This window comes from Paenibacillus sp. FSL R7-0048, assembly GCF_038004505.1.
GTDB lineage: Bacteria > Bacillota > Bacilli > Paenibacillales > Paenibacillaceae > Paenibacillus_AQ > Paenibacillus_AQ odorifer.
The window spans coordinates 5,630,092-5,654,715 of sequence record NZ_JBBORF010000001.1; the positions used below are offsets into that span (position 1 = coordinate 5,630,092).

General features: G+C 44.7%; 22 protein-coding genes. 7 read left to right on the forward strand and 15 right to left on the reverse strand.

Going from position 1 to position 24,624, the window contains the following annotated elements; all coding sequences use genetic code 11:
- Positions 1–15: 15 nt before the first annotated feature.
- Both NSQ91_RS24975 and NSQ91_RS24980 read right to left on the reverse strand, forming a co-directional pair.
- A complete protein-coding gene (locus NSQ91_RS24975; protein ID WP_076137388.1) occupies positions 16–534 on the reverse strand; it encodes a deoxycytidylate deaminase in 519 nt (172 codons plus the stop codon).
- A gap of 112 nt (positions 535–646) precedes the next feature.
- Positions 647–1,348, reverse strand: coding sequence for a ComEA family DNA-binding protein (locus NSQ91_RS24980; RefSeq protein WP_076304256.1), 702 nt, complete (start codon positions 1,346–1,348; stop codon positions 647–649).
- A gap of 187 nt (positions 1,349–1,535) precedes the next feature.
- On the opposite strand from NSQ91_RS24980, the gene comER reads away from it, so the two are divergent.
- Positions 1,536–2,387, forward strand: coding sequence for a late competence protein ComER (gene comER / locus NSQ91_RS24985; RefSeq protein WP_036677548.1), 852 nt, complete (start codon positions 1,536–1,538; stop codon positions 2,385–2,387).
- A gap of 61 nt (positions 2,388–2,448) precedes the next feature.
- On the opposite strand, the gene leuS is transcribed toward comER, so the two are convergent.
- The 6 genes from leuS to NSQ91_RS25015 form a co-directional block, all read right to left on the reverse strand.
- Positions 2,449–4,899 (reverse strand): leucine--tRNA ligase, encoded by a 2,451-nt coding sequence (gene leuS, locus NSQ91_RS24990; protein ID WP_076303081.1) that lies wholly within the window; start codon positions 4,897–4,899, stop codon positions 2,449–2,451.
- Between the two features lie 517 nt (positions 4,900–5,416).
- Positions 5,417–6,484, reverse strand: a complete 1,068-nt coding sequence (locus NSQ91_RS24995) for an AI-2E family transporter (RefSeq protein ID WP_036677553.1) — start codon at positions 6,482–6,484, stop codon at positions 5,417–5,419.
- Positions 6,485–6,663: 179 nt separating this feature from the next.
- Entirely contained in the window at positions 6,664–6,873 is a 210-nt protein-coding gene (locus tag NSQ91_RS25000; protein ID WP_036677557.1) for a hypothetical protein, read from the reverse strand.
- Positions 6,874–6,887: 14 nt separating this feature from the next.
- Complete coding sequence (locus tag NSQ91_RS25005) at positions 6,888–7,409, reverse strand: PRC-barrel domain-containing protein (protein ID WP_036677560.1); 522 nt, start codon at positions 7,407–7,409, stop codon at positions 6,888–6,890.
- A 92-nt stretch (positions 7,410–7,501) separates the two neighbouring features.
- Complete coding sequence (locus NSQ91_RS25010) at positions 7,502–8,653, reverse strand: cysteine desulfurase family protein (protein ID WP_076304255.1); 1,152 nt, start codon at positions 8,651–8,653, stop codon at positions 7,502–7,504.
- A gap of 128 nt (positions 8,654–8,781) precedes the next feature.
- The gene (locus NSQ91_RS25015; protein WP_076129681.1) at positions 8,782–9,237 is read right to left on the reverse strand and encodes a DUF523 domain-containing protein; all 456 of its coding nucleotides are present in this window, start codon (positions 9,235–9,237) and stop codon (positions 8,782–8,784) included.
- Positions 9,238–9,393: 156 nt separating this feature from the next.
- Between NSQ91_RS25015 and NSQ91_RS25020 the strand changes: the two genes are divergently transcribed.
- Positions 9,394–10,062 (forward strand): SOS response-associated peptidase, encoded by a 669-nt coding sequence (locus NSQ91_RS25020; RefSeq protein ID WP_076129680.1) that lies wholly within the window; start codon positions 9,394–9,396, stop codon positions 10,060–10,062.
- A 249-nt stretch (positions 10,063–10,311) separates the two neighbouring features.
- On the opposite strand, the gene NSQ91_RS25025 is transcribed toward NSQ91_RS25020, so the two are convergent.
- The 3 genes from NSQ91_RS25025 to NSQ91_RS25035 form a co-directional block, all read right to left on the reverse strand.
- On the reverse strand, positions 10,312–11,412 hold the full coding sequence (locus NSQ91_RS25025) for a glycosyltransferase family 4 protein (RefSeq protein WP_254847650.1): 1,101 nt from the start codon (positions 11,410–11,412) through the stop codon (positions 10,312–10,314).
- A 22-nt stretch (positions 11,413–11,434) separates the two neighbouring features.
- Positions 11,435–12,643, reverse strand: a complete 1,209-nt coding sequence (locus tag NSQ91_RS25030) for a glycosyltransferase family 2 protein (RefSeq protein ID WP_076185497.1) — start codon at positions 12,641–12,643, stop codon at positions 11,435–11,437.
- Positions 12,644–12,801: 158 nt separating this feature from the next.
- On the reverse strand, positions 12,802–13,176 hold the full coding sequence (locus NSQ91_RS25035) for a hypothetical protein (protein ID WP_076129677.1): 375 nt from the start codon (positions 13,174–13,176) through the stop codon (positions 12,802–12,804).
- Positions 13,177–13,449: 273 nt separating this feature from the next.
- Between NSQ91_RS25035 and NSQ91_RS25040 the strand changes: the two genes are divergently transcribed.
- Positions 13,450–13,893, forward strand: a complete 444-nt coding sequence (locus NSQ91_RS25040; protein WP_076179371.1) for a carboxymuconolactone decarboxylase family protein — start codon at positions 13,450–13,452, stop codon at positions 13,891–13,893.
- A gap of 179 nt (positions 13,894–14,072) precedes the next feature.
- On the opposite strand, the gene NSQ91_RS25045 is transcribed toward NSQ91_RS25040, so the two are convergent.
- Positions 14,073–14,525 (reverse strand): MarR family winged helix-turn-helix transcriptional regulator, encoded by a 453-nt coding sequence (locus NSQ91_RS25045; RefSeq protein ID WP_076105880.1) that lies wholly within the window; start codon positions 14,523–14,525, stop codon positions 14,073–14,075.
- Between the two features lie 128 nt (positions 14,526–14,653).
- Here NSQ91_RS25045 and NSQ91_RS25050 point away from each other — a divergent pair, with 128 nt between their 5' ends.
- The 3 genes from NSQ91_RS25050 (at position 14,654) to NSQ91_RS25060 (ending at position 16,238) form a co-directional block, all read left to right on the forward strand.
- On the forward strand, positions 14,654–15,100 hold the full coding sequence (locus tag NSQ91_RS25050) for a GNAT family N-acetyltransferase (protein ID WP_076304254.1): 447 nt from the start codon (positions 14,654–14,656) through the stop codon (positions 15,098–15,100).
- Positions 15,097–15,714 (forward strand): YczE/YyaS/YitT family protein, encoded by a 618-nt coding sequence (locus tag NSQ91_RS25055; protein WP_076179369.1) that lies wholly within the window; start codon positions 15,097–15,099, stop codon positions 15,712–15,714. The genes NSQ91_RS25050 and NSQ91_RS25055 overlap by 4 nt, the downstream gene beginning before the upstream one ends.
- Positions 15,715–15,782: 68 nt before the next feature.
- A complete protein-coding gene (locus NSQ91_RS25060; RefSeq protein WP_076304253.1) occupies positions 15,783–16,238 on the forward strand; it encodes a GNAT family N-acetyltransferase in 456 nt (151 codons plus the stop codon).
- Between the two features lie 202 nt (positions 16,239–16,440).
- On the opposite strand, the gene cymR is transcribed toward NSQ91_RS25060, so the two are convergent.
- Positions 16,441–16,860, reverse strand: coding sequence for a cysteine metabolism transcriptional regulator CymR (cymR, locus tag NSQ91_RS25065; RefSeq protein ID WP_036677599.1), 420 nt, complete (start codon positions 16,858–16,860; stop codon positions 16,441–16,443).
- 294 nt (positions 16,861–17,154) lie between these two features.
- Here cymR and mnmA point away from each other — a divergent pair, with 294 nt between their 5' ends.
- Positions 17,155–18,276, forward strand: coding sequence for a tRNA 2-thiouridine(34) synthase MnmA (mnmA, locus tag NSQ91_RS25070; protein ID WP_076193287.1), 1,122 nt, complete (start codon positions 17,155–17,157; stop codon positions 18,274–18,276).
- A 368-nt stretch (positions 18,277–18,644) separates the two neighbouring features.
- Here the strand turns inward: mnmA and NSQ91_RS25075 are convergent, their stop codons facing one another.
- The gene (locus NSQ91_RS25075; RefSeq protein ID WP_081387886.1) at positions 18,645–21,629 is read right to left on the reverse strand and encodes a glycoside hydrolase family 48 protein; all 2,985 of its coding nucleotides are present in this window, start codon (positions 21,627–21,629) and stop codon (positions 18,645–18,647) included.
- 32 nt (positions 21,630–21,661) lie between these two features.
- Positions 21,662–24,394 (reverse strand): glycoside hydrolase family 9 protein, encoded by a 2,733-nt coding sequence (locus tag NSQ91_RS25080; RefSeq protein ID WP_340920357.1) that lies wholly within the window; start codon positions 24,392–24,394, stop codon positions 21,662–21,664.
- Positions 24,395–24,624: the final 230 nt, after the last annotated feature.

The following is a 24,624-nucleotide window of genomic DNA, read 5'->3' on the forward strand; positions in this document are numbered from 1 at the left end:
GGTTGTACAATACAGCTACTCCGCTACTTTAATCATCGTTTCACTTGGCGGCTCATAGTTCTCCAATTGGCGAAATACGATGCCTTTGGCAGCCATCATTGCTTCTACCTTTTCCATATCCTTACGGTAAGGACGATAATACACAATCTCCACAATACCGCTATTAGCCAGCATATTTGCACAGGTCCAGCAAGGCTCATCCGTCACGTAGACGGTACTGCCTTCCCGGTCAATCCGGTCTGTGAATAGCAAAAGATTCTGTTCGGCATGAATCGTGCGAATGCAGCGCTGTTTCTTCACCATAGTCTCTACGCCATCCACGATCTCCATCTCATATTGCTCCGAGAGCATACAACCTGCCTCTGAGCAATCAGGTACGCCCATTGGCGCCCCGTTGTACGCGGTACCAAGCAGCTTCTTGCCTTGCACCAGTACAGCACCTACATGTCGTCGTGAGCAACGTGAACGAGTTGAGACCATACAGGCAATGTCCATGAAATAAGTATCCCAGTCTTTACGATAGGCAGTAGTCATAATCAATCTCCATATCCTTCTAAATAGTTGTTAACTATTGTAGCACATCCCCGCAAGTTTTCACTAGGACAACGGTTGTGGCACTTCCAACGATCTTCATTTCTTATTATCTTCAAAATATTACTAAAGCTTTTAACTTCTCCAGCATTTTAGGTCCTATCCCCTTTACCTTCCCCAGATCAGACAGGCTGCGAAAGGTCCCTGCACGGTTGCGGTAATCCATAATTGCCTGAGCCTTCTTTTCTCCGATGCCCGGAAGATCCATCAGCTCCTTAACACCCGCAGTATTCACATTTACTTTACCTTCCTGTGAAGCTGCTGATATGGAAAGCTCAGTTGTCTCCTTAGCCGCAACAACTTTATCCCCTGCCGGCGTTTGCTTCCCTGCAATGTTTGGCATTTGAACTTCTGCCCCTGCTGGTGTTTGGCCTTCTGCCATTGGCGTTTGGCCCGCTCCTTCTGCTCTCTCCCCCGCAACTGCTGTCGAAGCTTTTTCATCTGCCGAAGTTTGGACAGCTTGTTCTGCTTGCGCAGCCACCTTAACCTTCTCACCGTCTTCAGCATTCCCAGCAGCTTCAGCCTGCCCTGCATCTTTCTCTAAATGTAGCTTATTTCCCTTCGTCTGATGACCTCCCTCACTGCCCCCAGCAGCTGGAGCGCCACCAGACTCAGCGATTCCAACCGCTTGCTCCATAACAACATTCAAAGTCTCCCACCCGGCAATCCCGGAATCGCCCTTGCTCCCTGCCGCCCATAAAAGCCCACTTCCTATTACAGCAGCAGCCACTCCGAGTACGATACTTCCTTTATTCATATTACTTTCCTCCTCACAAAAATTCTTCTTATGCCTTTTTGTGAATCTTCATACATTCCTGCGGCTGGAAACTCCTTTAATAATTCATACAAAACCTGTCATCTGTCCAAGTCTATCCTGCATACATATAACGAAGAGCATTCATGTCAGTTAGTAAATAAGCAACGCTAGAAAGGAGGAACCACAGGTGAAAGTTGGATTTATCGGAACAGGCAGCATGGGCAGCCTGCTGATTGACGCCTTTCTTTCTTCCGGAGCCCTGAATCCGTGCGATGTACTCGCCAGCAACCGCAGTCTGAATAAACTGCTGGAGCTAGAAGATCGTCATCCCGGCATAAACTTATGCGGAAGCAATAGTGAAACAGCGACTGGAAGTGACATTGTTTTTTTATGTGTAAAACCGCTGGAATTCAAAACCTTAACAGATGAGATCGGTCCTTATCTCCGTAGCGATCAAATCGTCGTATCCATTACAAGTCCCGTTCAATTGCAACATCTGGAATCCGCTTTGCCGTCCAAAATAGCCAAGATCATCCCCAGCATTACACACTGTGTCAAAAGTGGGACATCACTGTGCATATTTGGCAGCAGGCTTAATAAAGAAGACAGGCTCGTGCTGCTGCAGCTGTTGTCTTTCATAGGTGTTCCTTTGGAAATTCAAGAGGCCCATACCCGAATCGCTTCTGATTTCTCCAGCTGCGGACCTGCGTTCTTGAGCTATTTCATTGAACGCTGGATTGAAGCTGCGGTGGAAGTTACCGGGATTGAAGAGACGTTAATCAGCCGGCTTGCAGGTGAAATGCTGCTTGGAACAGGCAAGCTGCTAACAGAAGGAGAATTCACCCCGCAAGAGCTTCAAGAACGTGTAGCTGTCCGTGGTGGGATTACCGCAGAGGCACTGAACCATCTTCGCATTAGCCTTGAGGGCGTATTCGAACGTCTCATCATGACTACCCATGATAAATACGATGAGGATGTTACCAAGCTGGATGCGTTATTTGGGCATGACGGTATTATTCAAAGTCCCGTAGACCGTTAGAAAACAATAAAACCCGCAGCACGGAATTCTCCGTTGCTGCGGGCAATATTGCGTTCTTCGCTTAACCCACTACGATATTTACAAGCTTGCCAGGAACCGCAATGATCTTGCGTACGGTTTTACCTTCTACTGCTGCACTCACATTCGGGAGTGACAACGCATGAGCTTGCATCTCTTCTTGACCCATATCCTGCGGGATCAATGCGCGTTGTACGATTTTACCATTTACCTGAATAACGATTTCAACCTCAGCATCCACCGTCCATGCTTCATCATACGTTGGCCAAGCCACGTAGCTGATACTTCCTTCGTGACCGAGCAGCTGCCACAGCTCTTCAGCGATGTGAGGCGCCAGTGGTGACAACATTTGTACGAAGTGTTCAGCAGCTTCTTGGGACAAAGTTTCTTGCTTATAAGCATCGTTAATAAAAATCATCAATTGGCTAATTGAGGTATTGAAACGCAGATGCTCGAAATCATCAGTGACCTTCTTAATGGTCTTGTGCCAAGTGCGTTTGAACTCGTCAGTGCCACCGTCTGCTGTGATTTTGGTGCTCAGCTTACCATCTTCACTCACGAACAGGCGCCATACACGGGACAAGAAACGGTGAACTCCTTCTACACCCTTTTCATTCCAAGGTTTGGTTGCTTCCAGAGGGCCCATAAACATTTCATACACACGCAGCGTATCTGCACCAAATGCTTCTACAATCTCATCAGGGTTGATGACATTTCCGCGTGATTTACTCATTTTTTCATTATTATTTCCAAGAATCATACCTTGGTTAACCAGCTTATGGAAAGGTTCTTTTGTTTCAACTACGCCGAGATCATAAAGCACCTTGTGCCAGAAACGTGCATAGAGCAAGTGAAGCACGGCATGCTCTGCACCACCAATATACAGATCTACTGGAAGCCATGCTTTTTGCTTCTCAGGGGAGCAAAGCTCTTGATCGTTTTTCGGATCAATATAACGCAGGTAATACCAGCAGCTGCCCGCCCATTGCGGCATGGTGTTCGTCTCACGGCGAGCCTTCATGCCAGTCTCAGGATCGATAGTTTCCACCCACTCTGTTACATTCGCAAGTGGAGATTCCCCTGTACCCGAAGGTTTGATTGCCTCTACATCTGGCAGTACCAGCGGCAGCTGATCCACCGGAACAGTCTTCATTGTGCCGTCTTCCAAATGCAGAATTGGAATGGGCTCTCCCCAGTAGCGTTGACGGCTGAACAGCCAGTCACGCAGACGATAGGTTACTTTGCCTTTACCTACGCCCTTCTCTTCCAACCAAGCAATCATCTTAGCAATCGCTTCTTCATTCTTGAGTCCATTCAGGAAATCAGAATTGACATGCGGACCATCTCCGGAATAAACCTCTTCTTCAACGTTGCCGCCTTGAACGACTTCCACGATATTCAGGCCGAATTGTTTAGCAAATTCCCAGTCGCGAGTATCGTGACCCGGAACTGCCATAATTGCTCCCGTTCCGTAACCAGCAAGCACATAATCTGCAATCCAGATTGGCACCTTCGCACCATTCACAGGATTAATTGCATATGCGCCTGTGAAGACACCGCTCTTCTCTTTCGCCAAATCCGTACGCTCCAGATCGCTCTTACGTGAAGCTTTTTCACGATATTCTGCCACAGCAGCAAGCTGTGCTTCAGTTGTAATCACATCAACAAGCTCATGCTCTGGTGCCAATACGCAGTAACTTGCTCCGAACAGTGTATCTGGACGTGTAGTAAACACGGTCAGGTTAGCTTCGTGACCTTCAATGTTAAAGTTCACTTCTGCACCTGTTGATTTCCCGATCCAGTTGCGCTGCATATCCTTGATGCTTTCGGACCAATCCAGCTCTTCCAGATCCTCCAGCAAACGCTCAGCGTACTCTGTAATTCTCAGAATCCATTGACGCATCGGTTTGCGCACGACAGGGTGACCTCCGCGCTCACTTTTACCATCGATAACCTCTTCGTTGGCAAGTACCGTACCCAGTGCCTCACACCAGTTAACAGGTACTTCTGCTACATAAGCCAGGCCTTTGTTATACAACTGGATAAAAATCCATTGTGTCCATTTATAATAATCCGGATCTGTCGTACTGATCTCGCGGTCCCAATCGTAGGAGAAACCCAGCGATTTGATCTGACGACGGAAATTATCGATGTTCTTATCGGTAAAATCACGTGGATGCTGGCCGGTATCCATCGCATACTGCTCTGCCGGAAGTCCAAAAGCATCCCAGCCCATCGGATGCAATACGTTGAAACCGCGCATCCGTTTGTAGCGAGAAACGATATCCGTCGCTGTGTAACCCTCTGGATGACCTACGTGCAGTCCTGCACCTGAAGGATACGGAAACATATCCAGTGCATAAAAATTGGGTTTTTCAGGATCTTCTCCTGTCTTAAAGCTTTTGTTCTCATCCCAGAACTTTTGCCATTTCGGCTCAATAGCCTGCGCCCGGTAACCAGTAGCGGGTATGCTATTTGTTTGATTGTCGCTCATTGTCTGCTCCTCCTTGGAGTGTTACTTCTTAGATTTCTTATTTCTTAACCAAGCATATACGCCCTCGGTGTCCTTATAAGGACAGTAAGCATTTATGCGGGAAATATAAGACATGAAGTATTGCGTGAAACGTATACTCTCTTATATTTACAAAAAAACCTCCCATCCCTAGCGTATTATCGCTAGGGACGAGAGGTTATAATTCCCGTGGTACCACCCTAGTTAGCGGCTGAATATACTTTATTCTGCCACTCACTTTGCACCCTTTAGCGGGGGTGAGGCGACGGCGGTTCATTCATGACATCCATTATCTCTTATGGATATCCTGTAAACTTGCACCGTTACTCCGAGGTGAGTTCACTCTGTTCCGTTAACCGACTCGCACCTTAGTGCCGGCTCTCTGCAATAACGGTATAGAATTAATAATCCTCATCATCGAACAACTATATACTGAGTCATCAGTAATATTCCCCAACATTATATACAAAACTGTTATCAATAGTCAATGATTATCCCTTTATACAGGCTTTCGTTTGATTAAAAACGCCATAAAGTGTTGAATAACGACTTTTGCAGCTGCAAAGAACGGTACAGCAAGGATCAGTCCAATCATCCCTGCCAGCTCACCACCTACCAGCAATGCAAAGATAATAAGCAGCGGATGCAAATGTAGCGTCCTGCCTACTACCTGTGGAGAAATAATATTGCTCTCCACAATTTGGCATAAAGTGTTTACCACAGCAACCAGTAGAACTAATCGAAAAGAGACGGTCGAAGCCATCACAATAGCAGGTGCAGCCCCTAGAAAAGGACCCATATACGGAACAATATTAAATACTGCCACCACACTGGCGAACAGTAAGGCATAAGGCATTCCGACGATAGCATAGCCGATATAGGCGAGCACACCTATAATGATGCAGACCAGAAATTGTCCGCGAATGTAATTGCCGAGCGCGGCATCAATATCTTTTAACAAAGTAACAATAGACTTGCGGCGTGCGCGGGGCAGACAAGAGACCACCGTCCGTTCAAATACGTCAAAATCCTTCAGAATATAGAACACCAGAAACGGCACGATAAAAGCATTGAACAGCAAGTTAATCGTTGTCCCTATGTTATCGAGAAAATGAGAAATCCCTTCGGCCAGACGATTCTCCAGTTGAAAAAACCAGTTGTTCATCCCCATTTCAACCCCAGGTGGTATTAGCCTTGTATTCATATGGCTCATCAGGCCTTGGGCTTGCAGTGTGATCTCAGGCAGATGTTCATTTAACTCTTCAAGCTGCTCAATAAACATCGGGATAAGGTTGATGGCGATCACGGTAATCGCCGTTAGAAACACTGCATATATAAGTAGAACAGCTACGCTACGCGGCATCTTCCGTCCGGCCAGCATACTAACCACGGGATTCAGCACATAGGAAATAATCATAGCTGCCAGAAATGGAGCGAGGATTGCCTTTAAGAATACAAAAATCCCCTGCAGCATCGGACGAAGCAACCAAACAAAATACAAAATGATCAGGGATAGCAGCACTCCGATCATCCAGCGGAACCATTTACTTTGGGACCATTGTTCCATGAGAGTACCCTCCTGCGGTAGAGCCTGGACTAGCTTCGTAAATAAGTATATGTATGGCCGCAGCAAAATAACCATCAAACACACAAAAAAGCGTCAATAACCTTGCAACTGATTTCAGCTGAAAGGAAATTGACGCTTAAGTACATAGAGCAGTCTTGCTTACAAAGCAAGATTCATAGTTAAGACGACGCATGAATTTGCGGGAAATCCTGAGTCATATCATCCCCGGAGAACAGGTCGTCCAGTGAGCTTAGTGTGCCGTCTTCTTCAACTTGATAAACCGACATTTTCTCGCCATTTACCGTCAATTCGATGAAACAGCCCCAGCAATAAAACTGGTGGGAACCGATCTTTCCGATATCTTTGGAGTTGCAGTTTGGACACTTCATATAATACATTCCACCTATCCGTTAACAATATTAATGGCTTTTTGTAGCCGTTCTTCGCTCATCGCAGGAACCATTAATGCATTCTCACCAATGGACATCTCGTCAGAACAAGGCAGCCATTTGCGGCCTTCGATCAAATCAGTGACAAGCCCGTCACTAATTTCCAGCGCTCCTATTGTGTTTCCCAACTTTTGGTCAAAATAAACATCAGATATTCGTCCGAGTATAGTTCCAGTTGTAGTTAGCACTTTTAAATCCTTAAGTTTGTTCTTTCCAAGTAGAAAAGTACAAGGTATATGATCGGCATCTATCTTATCAATCGACTCTTTACTACGAATCATGACAGCATCCTCGCCGTAGGCCACAATATCTTCCCATGCCACAAATTTCACATGGCCACCAAAAAAAGATTTGCTTTCCAGTTCAATACCCGTAATATTCCAGTTTGAATCGAGCAAAATATCGACAATTTTGCCGATTGCGTTACCCTCTTCAACTTCATATACAGCCAAGCCGATCAGATCTTGAAGTTTCATGGCTGCTCGGTCTCCTCACTTTGAGTGTAATTACGAGTTCTCAAAAAGTGAAAGCCCGAATGATCGGGATACCTATCATAGCCTAGAAGTAACTAGTCTCTGATACGCAGCCGATTCAGAATGGTTTCAACTTTTCGAGCAACGTACTCAATTTCTTCAGTAGTATTACCCAAACCCATGCTAAATCGAATCGCGGACCCTAAAATATTTTCTGGAAGCTCCATTGCTCTCAGAACATGGGATATTTCCAGTGATCCTGACGTGCAGGCTGAACCGCTTGCCGCCGCAATCCCGTCCATATCCAGGTTCATCAGCATAACATCTGTTCTAGCTCCCGGGAAGCTCAAATTCAGTATACTTGGCAAAAAATGCTCGGTATTGCCGTTAATCGAATAACTTTCCCGGCCAATCAGCGCATCCAGCTCTTCAAGTAGTCTATTGCGCAGGAGCTGCACTTTTTGTCGACGTTCTGATAGACCTGTAACTGCTATCTCAACAGCCTTGGCAAATCCAGCAGTACCTGCTAGATTTTCTGTTCCGGCTCGTCTGCCGCGCTCCTGAAGGCCACCGTGGAGTCTTGGATGCAGCGGTGCTCCACTCCGCACATAAAGGCCACCGATCCCCCCAGGTCCATTGATTTTGTGAGCTGTAAAGCTCATGTAATCTACCGGAAGCTCCCGCAGTGTGATCGGTAAGGCACCCAGAGCTTGTACAGCATCAACATGGAACAGAATTCCCCGCTCTCTGGCAAGCTGGCCAATTTCCTGAATCGGCTGAACGGTTCCCACCTCATTATTGGCATACATTACACTGATTAGCACCGTGTCTTCCTGCATCGCTGCTTCTACGTCTGCAACGGATACTCGGCCTGTAGAATCCACAGGAAGATAAGTAACCTTAAAGCCTTCCTTCTCCAGCTCTTCGCAGGTATGTAGCACTGCATGATGCTCTATCGCAGAGGTGATAATATGATTGCCTTTCTGGGCAACAGCAGCGACAGCTCCATAGAGGGCTAGATTGTCGCTTTCGGTTCCGCCGCCAGTGAACACCCACTCTTCCGGCGAGCAGCCTAAAAAGGCGGCGATAGTATCGCGCGCCCCATTTAATATTTTCTTGGCTGAACGTCCGAACTGATGTACACTGGACGCATTTCCATATTGTTCTGTCATTATATTCAGCATGACCTTGGCCACCTCGGGATGAACCGGAGTTGATGCGGCGTGGTCCAAATAGATGGTTTTCATCATTCATTTCTCCACTTCTAGGGTATAGGACAATAGTTCGTTTTTAAGAACTATTAAATTATACCGCGCGAGAAGTTAGTTTTCCACAAACTAAAGAACACAATATTGTAATCAATTCCCTGTATAGGCTAGGATAATGACAGCCAATTCTCTTCAGAGGTAACTTCTATGCCGTTTTTTCTAAGTAAAGCCGCAGTCACGCCGTTGCCAGCGATCTTCTTCCCTTTGAACTCTCCGTTATAAATCATGGTGCTGCCGCAAGAAGGACTGTTTTCCTTGAGGACTACCATCGTGGCTGAAACCTCTTGAGCTTTTTCAAGCGTAATATAGGCCCCTTTTAAATATAGTTCTGTTACATCTGTTCCCGACCGGTCCACTACTTTTGCCGTTCCTGCAAGCACATCCTCACCATCCCCGCCGACAATTTCAGCTGGCTCTCTAGGCGTAGAGAATCCCCCTAATAATTCCGGACACACAGCAATAGCCTGATTCTCATTCAAAAGCTTCTGAATTTTCTCATCCAAACAATCCGTACCATTATATCTTACCTTCATGCCAGCTAAACAAGAGCTTACCAAAATCACCTATATGCACCGCTTTCTTCATTCATTGTGCTTCGTTTATAATAAGATACAACCCTCAACAGCCGTTCAAGCTAAGAAATATTTCGAGCATAACATGCTGATTACAAGCTGTAAACAAATCTAGCCTCAAAAACGACCGAATGGGAAGTGTATAAAATGTGCGGACGATATACAATAACAGTCACCATGGAAGAGCTGATGGTCAGATATTTTGCCAATGATTCTACCATTATCCACTATGCTCCAACATATAACGCAGCACCCATGCAGCAAATTCCGGCAGTCATTAACACAGGGTCCAGCAATAAACTTGGGGAACTGCGCTGGGGTCTGGTTCCTTCATGGGCCAAAGATGACAAAATCGGCAGTAAAATGATCAATGCCCGGGCAGAGTCACTCCTTGAGAAGCCTTCTTTCAAGCGATTAGTAAGCTCCCGCCGCTGCATCATCCCTTCTGATGGTTTCTATGAATGGAAGGCACAGGGCAGCAGCAAACAACCCATGCGAATCGTGATGCGCGATGGGGGTATTTTTTCAATGGCCGGATTGTATGATATTTGGATGGACCCTGAAGGTAATAAATTAAGTACCTGCACGATTATAACGACTACCCCAAATGAACTTATGGCTGAAATCCACAACCGTATGCCAGTTATTTTGAAGCCTGAGGATGAGCCTGAATGGCTAAGCCGGAGCAATCAGGACGCAACTTCGTTAATAAAGCTTCTTAAACCCTATGATCAGCATCAAATGAGAGCCTATCCGGTTTCCACTGCAGTGGGAAATGTCCGGAATAATACGAAGGAATTAATCAATGAGATATAGACAGGAGGAAGTCATATTTATAAAACACATTTAAAAAAGTGGATCGTAGCAGGGTTAGTATTTCTGAGTTTATTTAGAATTCTGTTCTTTATATTAAAAGAGGTTATCTTTTCTTATGTCACTCTCCCTGATCCCTATAACAATATTATTCAAATGGTGGGAATGATTGTCACCCTTTTATTGACACTAATTCTGACCTCGTTGTTAATCCATGAAAAAACATCTTAACCCTGCAGATTAACCGCAGAGTTAAGACCAGCGCCGCTCAATTTGAATTCTACGTCCCATCAATTGATGATACATCTGTAGAAATCTGTCTGCATACAGCTCGGAGGACAGGTTAGTCCGGATATGCCATTCTCCATTCATCCTGATTCTGGCCCGCAGTGCCGGATCATCCATTAAGGATAGAGCAGCATTCACAGCTTCATCCAGCTGCCCTCTCGTGTATATTTTTCCAGTGTGATTGTTAATGACGAGTCTTCGAACGCCGTCTGAATCTGTAGTAAGTACAGGACAACGGCACAACATCGCCTCAGCAACCGCGTATCCAAATCCTTCCAAAATTGAGGTCGAAAGGAGCAACCCTCCCGAATCACCAATAATGCTCATATAATCTGCCATTTGCTCATGAGGAATATTGGAATACGAAATTAATCGTGAAGAAATCCCTGTCTCAGCTACAAATTGATCAAAGCTTTCTTTTTGCTCTGGATCAAACAACGTATCATCCTGAAAAATCCATAAATAAAGCTCGGGATGGATCGTCAGCAGCCTTTGCCCGATTTGCAGAAATTCCCGCCAATTCTTATTCGTTTGAATGCGTCCTACCCAACCGAGGATAGGGAAACTTTTCGCGGGATAATTGGTATATCCAAACTGATCGCAATCGATCGGATCATCAAAACAATATTGTGGAATGGTTGGAAATCCGCCTTTGAAAAGCGCCTGCAAATGGGTTGTTTCCGGATACAGCAGTGCATCGGTGAGCCTGTAAATGCGCTCTGTAAAATTATTAACGACCTGCTCAGCTTCATCTAAGGTACCTAAACCCTGCACTTCAAAAACAAGCGCCCCTTTATACCCAAACTCTCGAATCCGCTCTGCTAAGTTAATATCCGTACACACTACAATTAAGTCAAAAGCTTCCCGAGCAAGCATTGCCCTGATCTCGTCATCACTATTGGTAATATGCGTTTGAATGTTACGGATATTCTGCTGTCCTTTTCCATGGTGTGTATACAGTAAATGGCACTCTACACCGCGAGCATATAACGCTTGGCAGCGAACTCGGTTCAGAGTTTGCATACCACCACTCGGGTTATAAAAAGTGAACAAAATCTTCATCATGATCACTCATTCGCAAATTATTTTAGGTAAAAGAGGTCTTCAACAAATCATACAAATCCGCGCTGCGAAACAGCTCATTATAATAGTGGCTTTTGGTCGAGGGGACATGTCTGTGTCGAAATCCAATCAAGCTATGATCATCCGTGTAGTAGTTGGAAATCGTATCCCCACCCGTAGTAATCAAAGCTTCCAGCATGTACTCAATATCGAGCGCTCCTATAAAAACCTTTGGACCTAAAACTATCGTAAATGGGGTGGATAGCTGCTCAATAGCACTGCAAATCGCGTGTGACTCCACAGCCCCAGGCAGCCAAGCGAACGCTGTCGCAGGATGAGGTATGGTTTCCAATAGAGCTGATGGCTGACGTGTAGTTGATAAATCCAGCACCCGGCATTCATAATTGCTATACGTTTGTTCGTACAGATTCTCTATCCTCGTTATTTCATCCGCACAAGCATTCACTACAGGATATAAAACGGTAATCATCGCCGGAATCCCTCTGCGAAACCGCGCCTGATGGCGGGTCAAATGATAGGCATATCTCCATCTACGATGATTTTCAACCGAATGTAACTGGGCAGATACACTAAAGGTAGAATCTACACGATAATTCACCAGTTCCACCGGTATAAAGCGAATCTCACAATGTTCAGCCAGTCTCAGCCAGTAATCATAATCTTCCACCGGTTCCATTCCATAAGCTCCAACAAGCTTCGCAATCTGTGTTTTGTACATAAAAGATACGCCAATGAGCGAATAATCCAGCAATCTCTCTTTGGGCTGTGACTGATAATTACGCTGCGTAGCCAATTGATGTTCGTTGTGAAGAAACTTTCCCTCGTTATCGATGCTTTGAAAAGAACTGAACACGATGCCTAACTCCTGTGGACCTCTAACTAGCGCCCCCCGAAGGATTTCGAGGAAACGGGGTTCATAAACATTGTCGCTGGAAACCCAACTCAAATATTGAATACTGGGCTCACTAAACAAAAGATCAAAGCCAGTATTCAGTGCATGTGCTATACCCCTGTTCTGTGCGTAAGAGATAACCGTTACCCTCGGATCTTCGACAATAATGGATCTCACGAGCGGTTCCATATCTGGTGCTCCATCGATCACAACAACCAGCCGAAAATTGGTAAAAGATTGGTGTAGAACAGACTGCAGAGCTTGCCGCAGAAACTCCGGCTTTTGGGTATACACAGGCATAACTACTCCTACATCCGCCATGATTTTTACCTCTCTCTACATTGGAGTATAAAATCAGTATATTTTGATTCCTCTCATATGATTGTGTGAATGCCCCTAAAATACTTTATTGCGCCTAAAAAAGCAGCAATCGCCCTATTTCTTTCAGCGACTGCTGCTTAATGGTCTAAACGTTACTATTATATAGGGATAGATAATGCCGTAATCTGCGTCAATTCAGATTGAAGCACTCGCTGATCAGTAACTAGATTTCCGAACTCGTCCAGCCCATACACGGAGGTAACTACTTCTGCCAAAGGAAAAGGACTACTAATTTGTACCTCGTAAGCCAAATTGCCCCCAATGAAAAACTCTCTAATATCAGAACTCTTTGCAGGAACGTAATACCCTGTGACATAAAGCGGAGTAAGAGCTGGCATCGAATATGGAACACCAAAAACTTCGACGATCATCATTGCACTCGCATTACTTGTGTTACGAACACTGACTACTACATTACTTGCTGCAGTACCAGTTGCTCTTGTATTTGTAATAAGACCTGTTGTATAAGGCATTTCCTCACTCCTCCTCTTGGTTTCTATCAACTTATTCACCAGGAAGCCGATAGTTGTGAGGCAAGAGGAAGGGGAAACTCGTGGAATAACAGCCAATTAGACAGGTAGAAGATTATATTGATATCATTTCCGTTCCGCTTTGAGGATATGTCGACGGGTGATTTCTGCCTTCTTATAAATAAAAAAATAAGTACAAATGTTCGCATATAAAGAATAATAGTGTTAAAATAAAGTTATACTATTCCTAAACTAAAGCCTAAGGAGTCTTGCCTAATGAGTCAAAGAGTTGCTTACAATGAAGTTGCACCTGAGGGTATGAAAATCATGATGGATATGGAGATGTACACCAAAAAATCTACGATTAATCGGACTACAAGAGAACTTATCAAAATCAGAGTTTCTCAAATTAACGGATGTGCTTTCTGCATAGATATGCATACATCCGAAGCTCGTAAAATGGGTGAAACCGAACAACGAATTTATTGTTTAAATGTTTGGGAGGAATGTACTTTTTATACACCTGAAGAGAAGGTTGCTCTAGAACTAGCTGAGCATATTACGCTGATCCCTTCCAAAAGAGTTCCGGATGAGCTATATAAACAAGTACGTGAACATTACGATGAGAAACAATATGTTGATCTTGTGCTGATTATTAATCAAATCAACAGTTGGAACAGAATTTCTATTGCAATGGGAAATACCCCCGCAGCACAATAATTAACATTAATTAACCTTAATGAACACTTTAGGGTGTTCTTTTTTTATTCTCCGCTCCGCACGTTCCACGGCTCCGTTGATATATGAATCATCTCATTAAAATGCCTTGCCAGTATAATCACTAGCAAGGCATTTTTTCTTGCGATCGTGTTGGGTTAGTTCAATAACAATTTCTGATTTTAGTACTCTCTTTTATTTCCCTTCTTTACGTACTCCCACTCAACCTCAACATTTTTCCTAACTCTTTGCAAAAGTTGAAACAAGACTTCCGTTTCTTTTTCAGATAATCCTGCTAACGCAACCAAGTCGGTATGGTCCCCTTCTCTCTTCAGAAAAGAGTAGGCTTGTTTGCCTTTTTCAGTTGTGAATAACCTTTTTATTTTTTTGTTCGTTTCATCGTCTTTCTTTTCAATAAAACCTTGGATTTCAAGCTTCTGAATCGCACGTGCTGCTGTTGTTCGGTCCACCTTTATCATTTCCGACAGCTTTTCTTGAATAATGCCCGGATTCTCATATATCCGGACCAGATATAAATACTGCCCCTTTGTAAGCTCTAATTCCTTGAACTCTATATTACTTATGGAATCTAATGCCCTCGCTATCATTCCAACTTCACGAAGGATCTCTTTCATTCAATCACCTACCAGTTCCAATAATGTTGTATTTACAACAATATTGATTGTATATATACTTATAATTGTCGTTAATTCATTATGACGTTTTTCCTAAAAAAAACAAATACAGAATGGAGTAAGCAAGAATGAATCTTAAAAGAATTACACTAATCGAGGAACTTGAAGCTGCATTTTCAATCAGAAAAAAAGTATTTGTTGAGGAACAAGGCGTTCCCCTTAATGATGAATTTGATGAATTCGATACACTGAATGGAGAATGTGAACATGTCCTGGCCTATTATGATGGGCAACCAGTTGCCACAGGAAGGATCCGCGTTCTTAATGGTATAGGTAAGTTAGAGCGTATTTGCATCCTAGAACCTTATCGTAAATTTGGAATTGGGAAAAAAATTATTTCGGCATTAGAAGAGATCGTGGTGGAAAAGGGACATCAAAAAGTTAAATTGCACGGGCAAACTCAGGCGGAGGGCTTCTATAAAAAACTTGGTTATCGGGCTTCATCTACTGAATTTATGGAGGATGGCATCCCTCATCTTTTAATGACTAAAGATCTTTCTGCTTCAAAAGAATGAAGAAGTTTAGTGTAACTACGTTTTCCATTTTCACTTGCGGGATTTTCATCTTAACCCTAGGCGTTTCACTAACAATAATCTCTGACCTTGGAGCATCACCTTTTGATGCACTTTTAGTGGGTCTATCCAAAAATGTCGGTCTTACAGTAGGCAGTTGGGAAGTGCTGATCGCATGCCTATTGATTGGATGTAATTCATGTTTATCCAAGCAAAGACCGGAATTATTAGGGCTGGTAACTGCATTCATAGCAGGCTTAGGTATTGATATGTGGCTTTTTTTGTTTAACCATCTGATCGAGCCTAATCTGTGGATCAGTAAAATTGCTTTTTATGGTTTAGGCTTAATCGCAATTGGATTAGGTACATCCATTTATTTATACGCAAATTTCGCACCGATTCCAGTGGACCGGCTAACATTAGTACTGCAAACGATAACTAGGCTTAGTATACTATTTACTAGAACAATCATTTATCTTGTTTTCTTATTTGCCGCCATTATTTTCAATGGGCCTATTGGGATTGGCACTCTACTTACCATTTGTTTAGGCGGATTAATTCTTAATTACTTTATGCCACTTACACAGAAAGTCTTGGACCGATTGCTACAACATTAATAGCGAACTCCGCTAAAGAAACTTGATTTATACAACAAACCATAATCTTATCATTGGGAGTGAATAATTTGGAGATTAGAATCGATAACTTAACCGGAACCGAAATCATAGCATTGATCAGTGAACATCTTCAGAGCATGTTTGAGCAATCTCCCCCAGAGAGTGTACATGCGTTGAATTTAGATAAATTAAAAACACCTGAAATCACCTTCTGGAGTGCCTGGGAGCAGGGCGAACTCTTAGGTTGCGGTGCTCTTAAAGACATGGGTAGCCATCATGGTGAAATCAAATCCATGCGTACTTCTACCAAGCATCTTAGGAAGGGCATTGCATCTAAAATGCTTGCCCATATTATTAAAGAAGCTAAGCAACAAGGCTATCGGCGGCTGAGCTTGGAAACCGGATCCACTGAAGGGTTCAAAGCGGCTAGAAAACTATATGAACAATATGGGTTTGAATACTGTAGTCCGTTTGCAGATTACATTGAAGACCCCTATAGTGTTTTTATGACGAAAGAATTATAAGTACTGTAGAGGTGCTTACTTGACTACTAATCAATGGATACCGATTCTCGCAGCGTTCATCGGAGCCTTTTGCTGCTGGATTGCGCTCCTTAATAAACGTAAGAACAAATAGAATCACAGATAATAAAAGATAAAAAAAGACTCCCAAATGGGAGCCTAAAGGTTGATTCATAATACTGTTGAGTTATCTTTCATTGGAGATCTAAATATAAAACATGTAATTGTCAGCCAAACTCTCTTCTTTGTAGTTAATCAAATCATAAAGTGTTGTGGAATCCAGCACATCGGCAATACTGTCGCGAATACGCAACCATAAATCCCGTTTCGCTGCATCGTCCTCTTCCGTGAAGTCTACAGGAGAGATAGGGCCCTCCAGCACACGGATGATATCACCGGCAGTGATAGCATTCGCCTCACGCGACAAAATGTATCCGCCATATGCTCCACGAATACTTTTTACAAGTCCTGCATTGCGCAGAGGAGCAATTAGTTGCTCCAGATAATGCTCGGAAAGACCATTTTTCTCAGCGATACTCTTAAGTGAAGTTGGTCCTTCACCAAATTTCAGTGCAAGCTCCATCATAATTGTTAGTCCGTAACGACCTTTAGTTGATATTTTCAAAGGGGCACCTCTTTCAGTTTAATGTCTGATTATTGTATACTATTGATTCGGCAAGTCATTTGGATTGTCATATCAAGGTATTCCGATAATTACTCTCAGTTTATGTTATCATATCCGAAGTCACAAATGAAATGGAAAACAAAACATTTTACGAGAATGTTCACCCCAGGTGGACATTTTGTTGTTTCCAGTCTCTTATTTCAGAGGTTTAGAGTAGACAGGTATGTTATAATACATTTTGAGCCGGGTGTTCCATGAATGACCGGTATTTTGGGTACAGAAATGGTGATTACGATGACAAAAGCAAAACAAGACACCCGTGTCGTCGTCGGCATGTCCGGAGGGGTCGATTCCTCCGTCACGGCGCTTCTGCTCAAGCAGCAGGGCTATGACGTCATCGGCATCTTCATGAAGAACTGGGACGATACCGACGAATTCGGAGTATGTACGGCCGAAAGCGATGCAGAGGATGTTCGCCGCGTATGCGAGCAGATTGATATTCCTTACTATACCGTTAATTTCGAGAAGGAATACTTTGATAAGGTATTTTCTTATTTTCTCGATGAATATAAGGCCGGCCGGACGCCAAATCCTGACGTCATGTGCAACCGCGAGATTAAGTTTGGAGAATTTTTGAACAAAGCTCTTCAGCTTGGTGCCGATTATGTCGCAACTGGACATTACGCACGTGTTATAGAAGAAGATGGTGTGTACAAGCTGCTCCGCGGCGTAGACAACAATAAGGATCAAACCTATTTCCTGAATGCACTGGGGCAACATCAACTCTCTAAAACAATGTTCCCTATTGGACATCTGCCGAAACCTGAAGTGCGGAGAATTGCTGAAGAAGCAGGACTTTACACTGCCAAGAAAAAAGATAGCACAGGCGTCTGCTTTATCGGCGAGCGCAACTTCCGCGAATTCCTCAGCCAATATCTCCCGGCACAAGCTGGCGATATGGTTGACATAGTAACTGGAGAGATCAAAGGCCGCCATGACGGACTTATGTATTACACGTTAGGCCAACGCCAAGGCCTTGGTATTGGTGGCTCTGGCAACGGCGAACCGTGGTTTGTAGCTGAAAAAGATCTTAGCCGCAACATTCTTTATGTAGTACAAGGAGACAAGCACCACAGCCTGTACTCCACTAGCCTGATTGCTTCCGGTGTTAACTGGATTGACGGTCAAGCGCTTGGGCAAGAGCCGCTGAAATGCACCGCCAAATTCCGGTATCGCCAGCCAGATCAAGGCGTGACCCTTACAGCGCGTGAAGATGGAACGATTAATGTAACCTTTGATGTTCCACAAAAAGCGATCACCCCTGGTCAAGCCGTTGTCTTCTATCTCGGTGAGCAATGTCTCGGCGGCGGAACGATAGAATACGCGGAGAAGGTTGTTCCTTCAGCACAAGTGTGAATGTAAACCAAGCTTCTATAAAAGCTTGATCTACAAGTATTCGTAGTAACTCACAATATCTAACTAACATACCAAAAGCACGAAATAGTTGTATTTAATACAGCTATTTCGTGCTTTTTTATTTCTTTTTGGGTTTTAGTTGCACATTGTACAGTTAAACTGAGCTTATATCTCAATAAGTATCCATATACTGATAAATAGTTGTATGAAGTGCAATTAAATTACGTTGGCGCGGCTAGAGCCTATTTTAGTTGTAGGAAATACAATTAAAATGGACATGAAGCCACAATTAGTCGCAGTGCAGTCGCTAACCAGCCAATAACAAAAAAAGCCCCAGCCAAATGGCTAGGGCTTCCCTCATTTAGACTTTAAGGCTCAAGTCCCCATGCTAGAGCACCATTCAAGTACAACGGCACATGATTCCATTCCGTGTACGATGTTTTGGTAGGGTCATAAGAGTAGTCTCCAACCTCGTTGTAATTACTCCAGTCCGTTTTGTTGACCCGGATCTGGATATCACCCGTGTTGGCTCCCGGTGCAAGACTGCCTGCACCTGCGCCGAAGGAGATTTCTAAATAATAGTCCGCTCCAGTTTTGGCAGGGTCTACCTTCACGAATGTTCCCTGTATATTACTTCCACCGATGTTAGCATAGTCAACATTAAATTGTTGAGGTTTATCGCCATCAATCGTGTAATAATACCGCAGCTTTACATCGCTAAGCGCTACAGCCGTATCCCCATTGTTAACAATTTGCAGCTGCGGGCGGAACTGATTATCTCCCGGATTGGTATCACTTGTCCGATACTTCACCACCAAATCTCCTTGTGCCGGAATCGGTACATCCATAGGCTTGGCGTGTGCCTCAGGGGAATTCGGACTCTCCCCAACCACGTTGGAAGCACTAACTACATAGTAATAATCCGTACCGTTAACCACGGAAGCATCACTGTAAGTAGCTTGAGTGACAACAGCCACATCGCTATAAGGACCGCCAGTTGTTGCAGCTCTTTTCACAGTATAGCTTGTAGCTCCAGTTACGTTGTTCCAACTAAGATCTACAACTTGGTTACCAGCGACCGCACTTGGTTTAGAAGGTGCTTTTGGAGCTACTGGCTCAGTAGGCACGCTGCTGTTGATCAGTCGATCGTATTCTGCATAAGCAGTTGCCATATCTACTTGCGACCAGAAGCGATGGTAGGTAAATTCAGGGGCTCCATTGTCCCAAGTTTTAGTCACTTTATTAAAAGAAGTATTGTATTTGTCCAGCAGATATTGCCACTTGGAGTCATTTACGATATTTGGACGGATATCGGTATAGCTTGCATATACCCCATTTCCGCCTTTAGCAGGATCGGAAGGCACTGTTGATGTACCAGGGATCGTATTTCCTTGGCCGAATGTACCTGTCCAGCCGCTTGGGAAATAGACTTCTTTAGTGAAATAGCGAGAATAATCTGCACGGCTTTCGGTAGTTGCAATACCAATTCCATCGTTATAACCCCATGCCGTGTCTAACAAAGATTTAGCCAGTACCTGAGCTTCTCCTCCCAGAGTACTGTAGCTGCCATGTTCAGCTTTGGTGCCAGCCGCATAGAAGGTAAGTGCCTTAATATAGCTGCCCAGTACACCTGTATCTTGGCTTGGACTCTTAGTTACGGCTTTCAGGTTACTGTTTGCGGCAGAACCACTGAAGCCATTCCACGTATTAGGTTGTCCTGTCCATTCCACATTACCTGGAATCCAGAATTCTCCTGGTGCAGAGACTGTAGCCACTTGTGGATTGGCGCCTCCAAGAATTCGATTTCCTTGGCTGTTCAGATAGTAACCTTCTGCATCCGTAACTGGACGTTTGTTGGCAAAGGCATAATCTTTAGACCAATCTACCCAATTTTCTATAACTTGTTTTGCCATTTGGAAGTTTTCAGATGTAGTGTCTCCGTTAGAAGCAAGGATATAGTACAGCTCCGCTACCCGCTCCACACTCCATGCCTGCATTCCGAACCAGTTATTGGATGGAGGATCGTGGTAGACTGGAGCTTCGTCATAGGCCATGCCATAAAAAGTACTGGTTCCAGCTGGATAAGCCTTGTAGGCGCCTTGATAACTATTGGTCGCTCCACCGGCAATTGCCCCTTCAGAGGACTGCAGCCAAGTATAAAATTCCAATTGACGTTTCAGAGAGTTTTCCCAATCCTGCCCAGCTGTAGCTGATGACGGAATCAGACCACCATCCGAATCAGAAAGTGCGTAGGCAGCCACGACATTCTGATACCCTTGGTGGGCATGGCTCGCACCGATTCTCCAAGCCCAGTTTCCTGTTGCTCCAAGTCCACCGCCCCATGCGGTATACCAAGCCAGAAGATATTGATTGGAATCTTTGCCAGTCCCGGCATCAGGGGTGCCGTCAGTAGCTGCACTTCCTACTTTTTGGAAGTATTTATCATACATACCGTACCGCAGGAAATCGCCCATTTTCTTAGCTTTATTCAAATACACTGTATTGTTGTAGCCGAGCTCTTTAGCCCAGTACATTGCTTGCACTGCCCGTGCATCGGCATCTGTAGCATTCGTGTAACGCCATTGAGCGGAAGGCACGTTAGCTTCTTTTGTGAACAGGCTCATGAAGCCTTCGTTTGCTTTTCCGAACGTTTTGTCATCTTGAGACGGGTGAGGGACCGCCTCCCAAACGGACTCTTGTTCACCCCGTTGGAATGTATTCACATAAGCGGCTGTATGCGTAGGATTCAGCAAGTTGCCGAAGCCGTACCAGTTGTCCACGTCTACCAGCCAGTGCATCAAGTAGGTCTGGTTGTTGCCATACGTCGCCTTCAATTCAGCATCTAGCGGATCTTTACCTGCTGTATACTGGCCACCTAGCTGACTTGGATACTGATCCGGCTGAGCATGCTCCGCTGCATACGTAGCCGGGCTGTTCGGATTGTAATAACTCATGGTTGGCTGTTCTTCCTTGCCATCACCTTCGTTAATAGGAATGATATATTTCTCCATGTTGTCCCAAGCTGATTCCAGCTTAGTCCAGTCCCCTGTGTGATAACCATAGAGTACCTCAAGCCACATCCAATAACTGTAAGCTTCTGAGGTCGTCATATGTCCGTAATCAGGGGCTTCACTCATCAAGGTCTCTACCGCATGATAAGGTACTCCTTCGGCAGAGAAATAACCATTTGCGGGGTCTTTTAGCTGCGCATATAATTGCAGAAATCGCGTCTGCTCCGTAGTTGAAGCGTGAGCAGTCTGAGGTCTAAAATTAAATAGACCGGTCATGAGTGAGAGAAACAGGACTGCGGCCATTATTACAGAAACAGGCTTCTTTATTAAGCTCAATTTCATCATCTTAGGCAAGCTCCCTCTCTTGGATATATTTATGGTTCTAAGCCCCATACAAGTGTTTCACCTTGATAAAGTGTAACCTTATTCCAATCGGCAAATGTCTGCTGAACCGCGCTGTAGGAATAATCATCCGTTTCATTATAAGCCGTCCAGTCCGTCTTATTGGTGCGAGCCTGAATCTCGCCGCTATCTCCACCAGGCGCTATACTTCCAGCCCCTGCACCAAAAGAAATCTCCAGATAATAATCCGCGCCCGTACTGGCGGGATTCAGCTTAACAAAACTGCCGCTTAAATTACCACTGCCCACTACAGCATAATCACAATGAAACTGTTGTGGTTTATCCCCATCCACAGTGAAATAATAACGCAGCTTCAAGCCGCTAAGTGCCACAAACTCGGTTCCTGTATTCATAATTCGGAACTGAGGGCGCAACTGTCCATCACTGGCATTCGTATCATTCGTACGATATTGCACCTTCAAATTTCCCGTTGTGGGCTGTGTCGGTTCTTGGGGTTTAGCACTAACCTGTATAGATGGCAAGCTCTCCCCTACACTATTCGTGGCAGTGATCACATAATAATAAGTGGTTCCGTTCACCCGTCCACTATCCATGTAATCCGTTCCCGTGACATTCTCAAGCACCGTATACGGGCCTCCACTCACTTCACTGCGTTTAACGGTATATTCACTGACCCCGCTAATCGCATTCCAAGTCAAATGGACCGTTCCATTACCTGCTACAGCCTGAACATTAGTCGGACGTGCAGGGACTTGAGGTTCTCCAGGTTGTCCGCCACCCGCTGGAAGTTCTCCATACATGTGTACACCTGCATCAAACACCGGAATGTTCGCTGTTTTTACAGGAGTTACTCCTTGAGCTGCCACCCCTTGGAATGAAAAATCATTAGCATTATTCCAGAAGTTAGTGTTCAGCGGAGCTGCAATTCGGAATTGAATCTCCTTACGATGAGCAGATTGTCCACCCGGATAAATCAAAGTACCTGTAAAATCAACCTTAGTATAGTAGATATGGTTAGCTGCATCGTAAGGCTGAAGTGCAGACACCGTTCCACCCTGATTGTAGCCTCCCGCTGTAACCGTAATATCCTCAGGACCATAACCAGCCGCTATCGCTTCACTAAGATCCACATAATAGTTAAAAGACATCTCTTTACTGGCCCTTGCCGGCCAGCCCGTACGGTTATTCAGCAATGCTCGAATCTCTACGAAATTGCTGCCACTAGCATTCACAGAGGCTTCGACAAACATCTCATCTTCACGTGTCTCTGCAGGTGGAAATTGTGCAAGCGGCTGTTGCCCTTGTCCATGCAGCAGCACCATTTTTGCAATAGCTCCTGTAAAAGCTGCATTGTAATCGGTTGCAACTTCATTCGAGACATAATCGTTAATGGAGTCGGTGTAGCTGTCTGTTTTGGACGGGCCTCCAACTAGCGCTCCGTACAAGACATGGCGATGATTTACCGGAACGCTCTGACTATCATTCCATGATCCATGTGAGGTTCGATGATGGGGATGCTGAGGAGAATTGTTACCAAAACCGATAACATAACTGCTGTTTCGTGGATTGTCACCAAGCATATACGTAATTTGTCTCTCCGCGAAAGAGCGCGCCGTATCTTTCTTCACCGGATCGCTCACCCAGTCTGAGTAAACGAAGGCCATAAAAGCCTGATTGGCTGCATAACGCAATGCGCCCCATTGATCCAGATGGGCTAGTCCGCCAGGTGTATAGGCAACACGGTCACTTGTTCCACCAACTCCAGTCGTCCAATACTGCATATTCCGTTCAGTGGATTGAATGAACTTGGTCTGCCCGGTGATTCGTGCCAACAGTAATTGAGCGCCATAATGCTTGTCGTCCCAAGACTGTGTCCACTGATACCCCCAGTTTCCAGCCTGATTCGTTCCCCATTGATCGCTTGCTGCAATAGCCTTATTGAGATACTGCTGATCGTTAGTCGCCAAATACAACCAGACAGCCCCCCAGCTCAATTCATCCGCGTAACCGCTCCAAGAATTATAATATTGTTTGACGTCGGTAATGCTGTCGGAATAGGAGCCGCGATAAGTGTCTGCAAAATTGTAAAGCTGTTTAGCATGCAGCAGCAGCTTGTCCGCGTATACGGCATCCGTATCCCTGAAAATAATGGATGCTGAAGCTAACGCTGCAGCTGTTTCTGCGGCAAGATCTGATCCGGGATGAGTGGCATCAATTTTGTAGGAAGGTCTCTGCATCTGCATGACTTCTGCGGGTCCCCACCAATTATGATCGGTTGTTCCGTTACCAACTTGTCCCCACAGCTCGTTAGGAGCGGTATGAGCTTTCACAAAATAATCGGTTGCCCAGCGAATATTGTCTAAAATTTCCTCCAGCTGCCCAGACCCCTCATATCCTTGCTTGTACTCATAAACTGACCACGCCAGCATCGTTGTAGAATAAGCCATAGGCAAACCGAATTTAACGTGATCACCGGCATCGTACCAACCACCAGTCAGATCATGTCCCACATCCGCCCCGTCCAAAAGACCGGAATCGCCCCGCCATTCCACCCGATTGTTATCTGGCAATTCACCAGACCGCTGTGTTTCGTAGAAATAAATAGATTTTTGTAGAACCTCCGCATAGTTGTAGTCTCCGGCCGCTGCCTCTGCTATCGCCGGTTGAAATGCAGCATTTGAACAAAATGTAAGCGCAAACAACAAACTGAACACCAGTCCTTGTTTCCTATACCTCTTGATCATTTCTACTGCCCCTCTCTTCAGTGAATGCCACAAGAAAGATTACACCTCAGTCCCGTAACACCTCCCTCACTTGAATCAGGTACCCGTCATTGCGATCATCCACTCACCTCACTCTAAGAGCTATATTTAAGCGAAAGTTTCGCTCTCACCCAAAATATACCATATCTTTCATTAAAACACTATATTTTTACAGTAAATAATGCACAAAATATAGGAATTATTGTTAATTT

What these genes read in the sequence shown, in the direction of transcription:
- NSQ91_RS24980 (WP_076304256.1), bottom strand. Translation starts at nt 1,348, where the DNA reads ATGAATAAAGGAAGTATCGTACTCGGAGTGGCTGCTGCTGTAATAGGA.
- NSQ91_RS25005 (WP_036677560.1), bottom strand. Translation starts at nt 7,409, where the DNA reads ATGAAACTTCAAGATCTGATCGGCTTGGCTGTATATGAAGTTGAAGAG.
- NSQ91_RS25045 (WP_076105880.1), bottom strand. Translation starts at nt 14,525, where the DNA reads ATGAAAGAGATCCTTCGTGAAGTTGGAATGATAGCGAGGGCATTAGAT.
- NSQ91_RS25020 (WP_076129680.1), top strand. Translation starts at nt 9,394, where the DNA reads ATGTGCGGACGATATACAATAACAGTCACCATGGAAGAGCTGATGGTC.
- NSQ91_RS24975 (WP_076137388.1), bottom strand. Translation starts at nt 534, where the DNA reads ATGACTACTGCCTATCGTAAAGACTGGGATACTTATTTCATGGACATT.
- NSQ91_RS25010 (WP_076304255.1), bottom strand. Translation starts at nt 8,653, where the DNA reads ATGAAAACCATCTATTTGGACCACGCCGCATCAACTCCGGTTCATCCC.
- NSQ91_RS24995 (WP_036677553.1), bottom strand. Translation starts at nt 6,484, where the DNA reads ATGGAACAATGGTCCCAAAGTAAATGGTTCCGCTGGATGATCGGAGTG.
- NSQ91_RS25075 (WP_081387886.1), bottom strand. Translation starts at nt 21,629, where the DNA reads ATGAAATTGAGCTTAATAAAGAAGCCTGTTTCTGTAATAATGGCCGCA.
- NSQ91_RS25035 (WP_076129677.1), bottom strand. Translation starts at nt 13,176, where the DNA reads ATGCCTTATACAACAGGTCTTATTACAAATACAAGAGCAACTGGTACT.
- NSQ91_RS25055 (WP_076179369.1), top strand. Translation starts at nt 15,097, where the DNA reads ATGAAGAAGTTTAGTGTAACTACGTTTTCCATTTTCACTTGCGGGATT.
- NSQ91_RS25080 (WP_340920357.1), bottom strand. Translation starts at nt 24,394, where the DNA reads ATGATCAAGAGGTATAGGAAACAAGGACTGGTGTTCAGTTTGTTGTTT.
- NSQ91_RS25040 (WP_076179371.1), top strand. Translation starts at nt 13,450, where the DNA reads ATGAGTCAAAGAGTTGCTTACAATGAAGTTGCACCTGAGGGTATGAAA.
- NSQ91_RS25000 (WP_036677557.1), bottom strand. Translation starts at nt 6,873, where the DNA reads ATGAAGTGTCCAAACTGCAACTCCAAAGATATCGGAAAGATCGGTTCC.
- NSQ91_RS25025 (WP_254847650.1), bottom strand. Translation starts at nt 11,412, where the DNA reads ATGATGAAGATTTTGTTCACTTTTTATAACCCGAGTGGTGGTATGCAA.
- leuS (WP_076303081.1), bottom strand. Translation starts at nt 4,899, where the DNA reads ATGAGCGACAATCAAACAAATAGCATACCCGCTACTGGTTACCGGGCG.
- mnmA (WP_076193287.1), top strand. Translation starts at nt 17,155, where the DNA reads ATGACAAAAGCAAAACAAGACACCCGTGTCGTCGTCGGCATGTCCGGA.
- NSQ91_RS25050 (WP_076304254.1), top strand. Translation starts at nt 14,654, where the DNA reads ATGAATCTTAAAAGAATTACACTAATCGAGGAACTTGAAGCTGCATTT.
- NSQ91_RS25030 (WP_076185497.1), bottom strand. Translation starts at nt 12,643, where the DNA reads ATGGCGGATGTAGGAGTAGTTATGCCTGTGTATACCCAAAAGCCGGAG.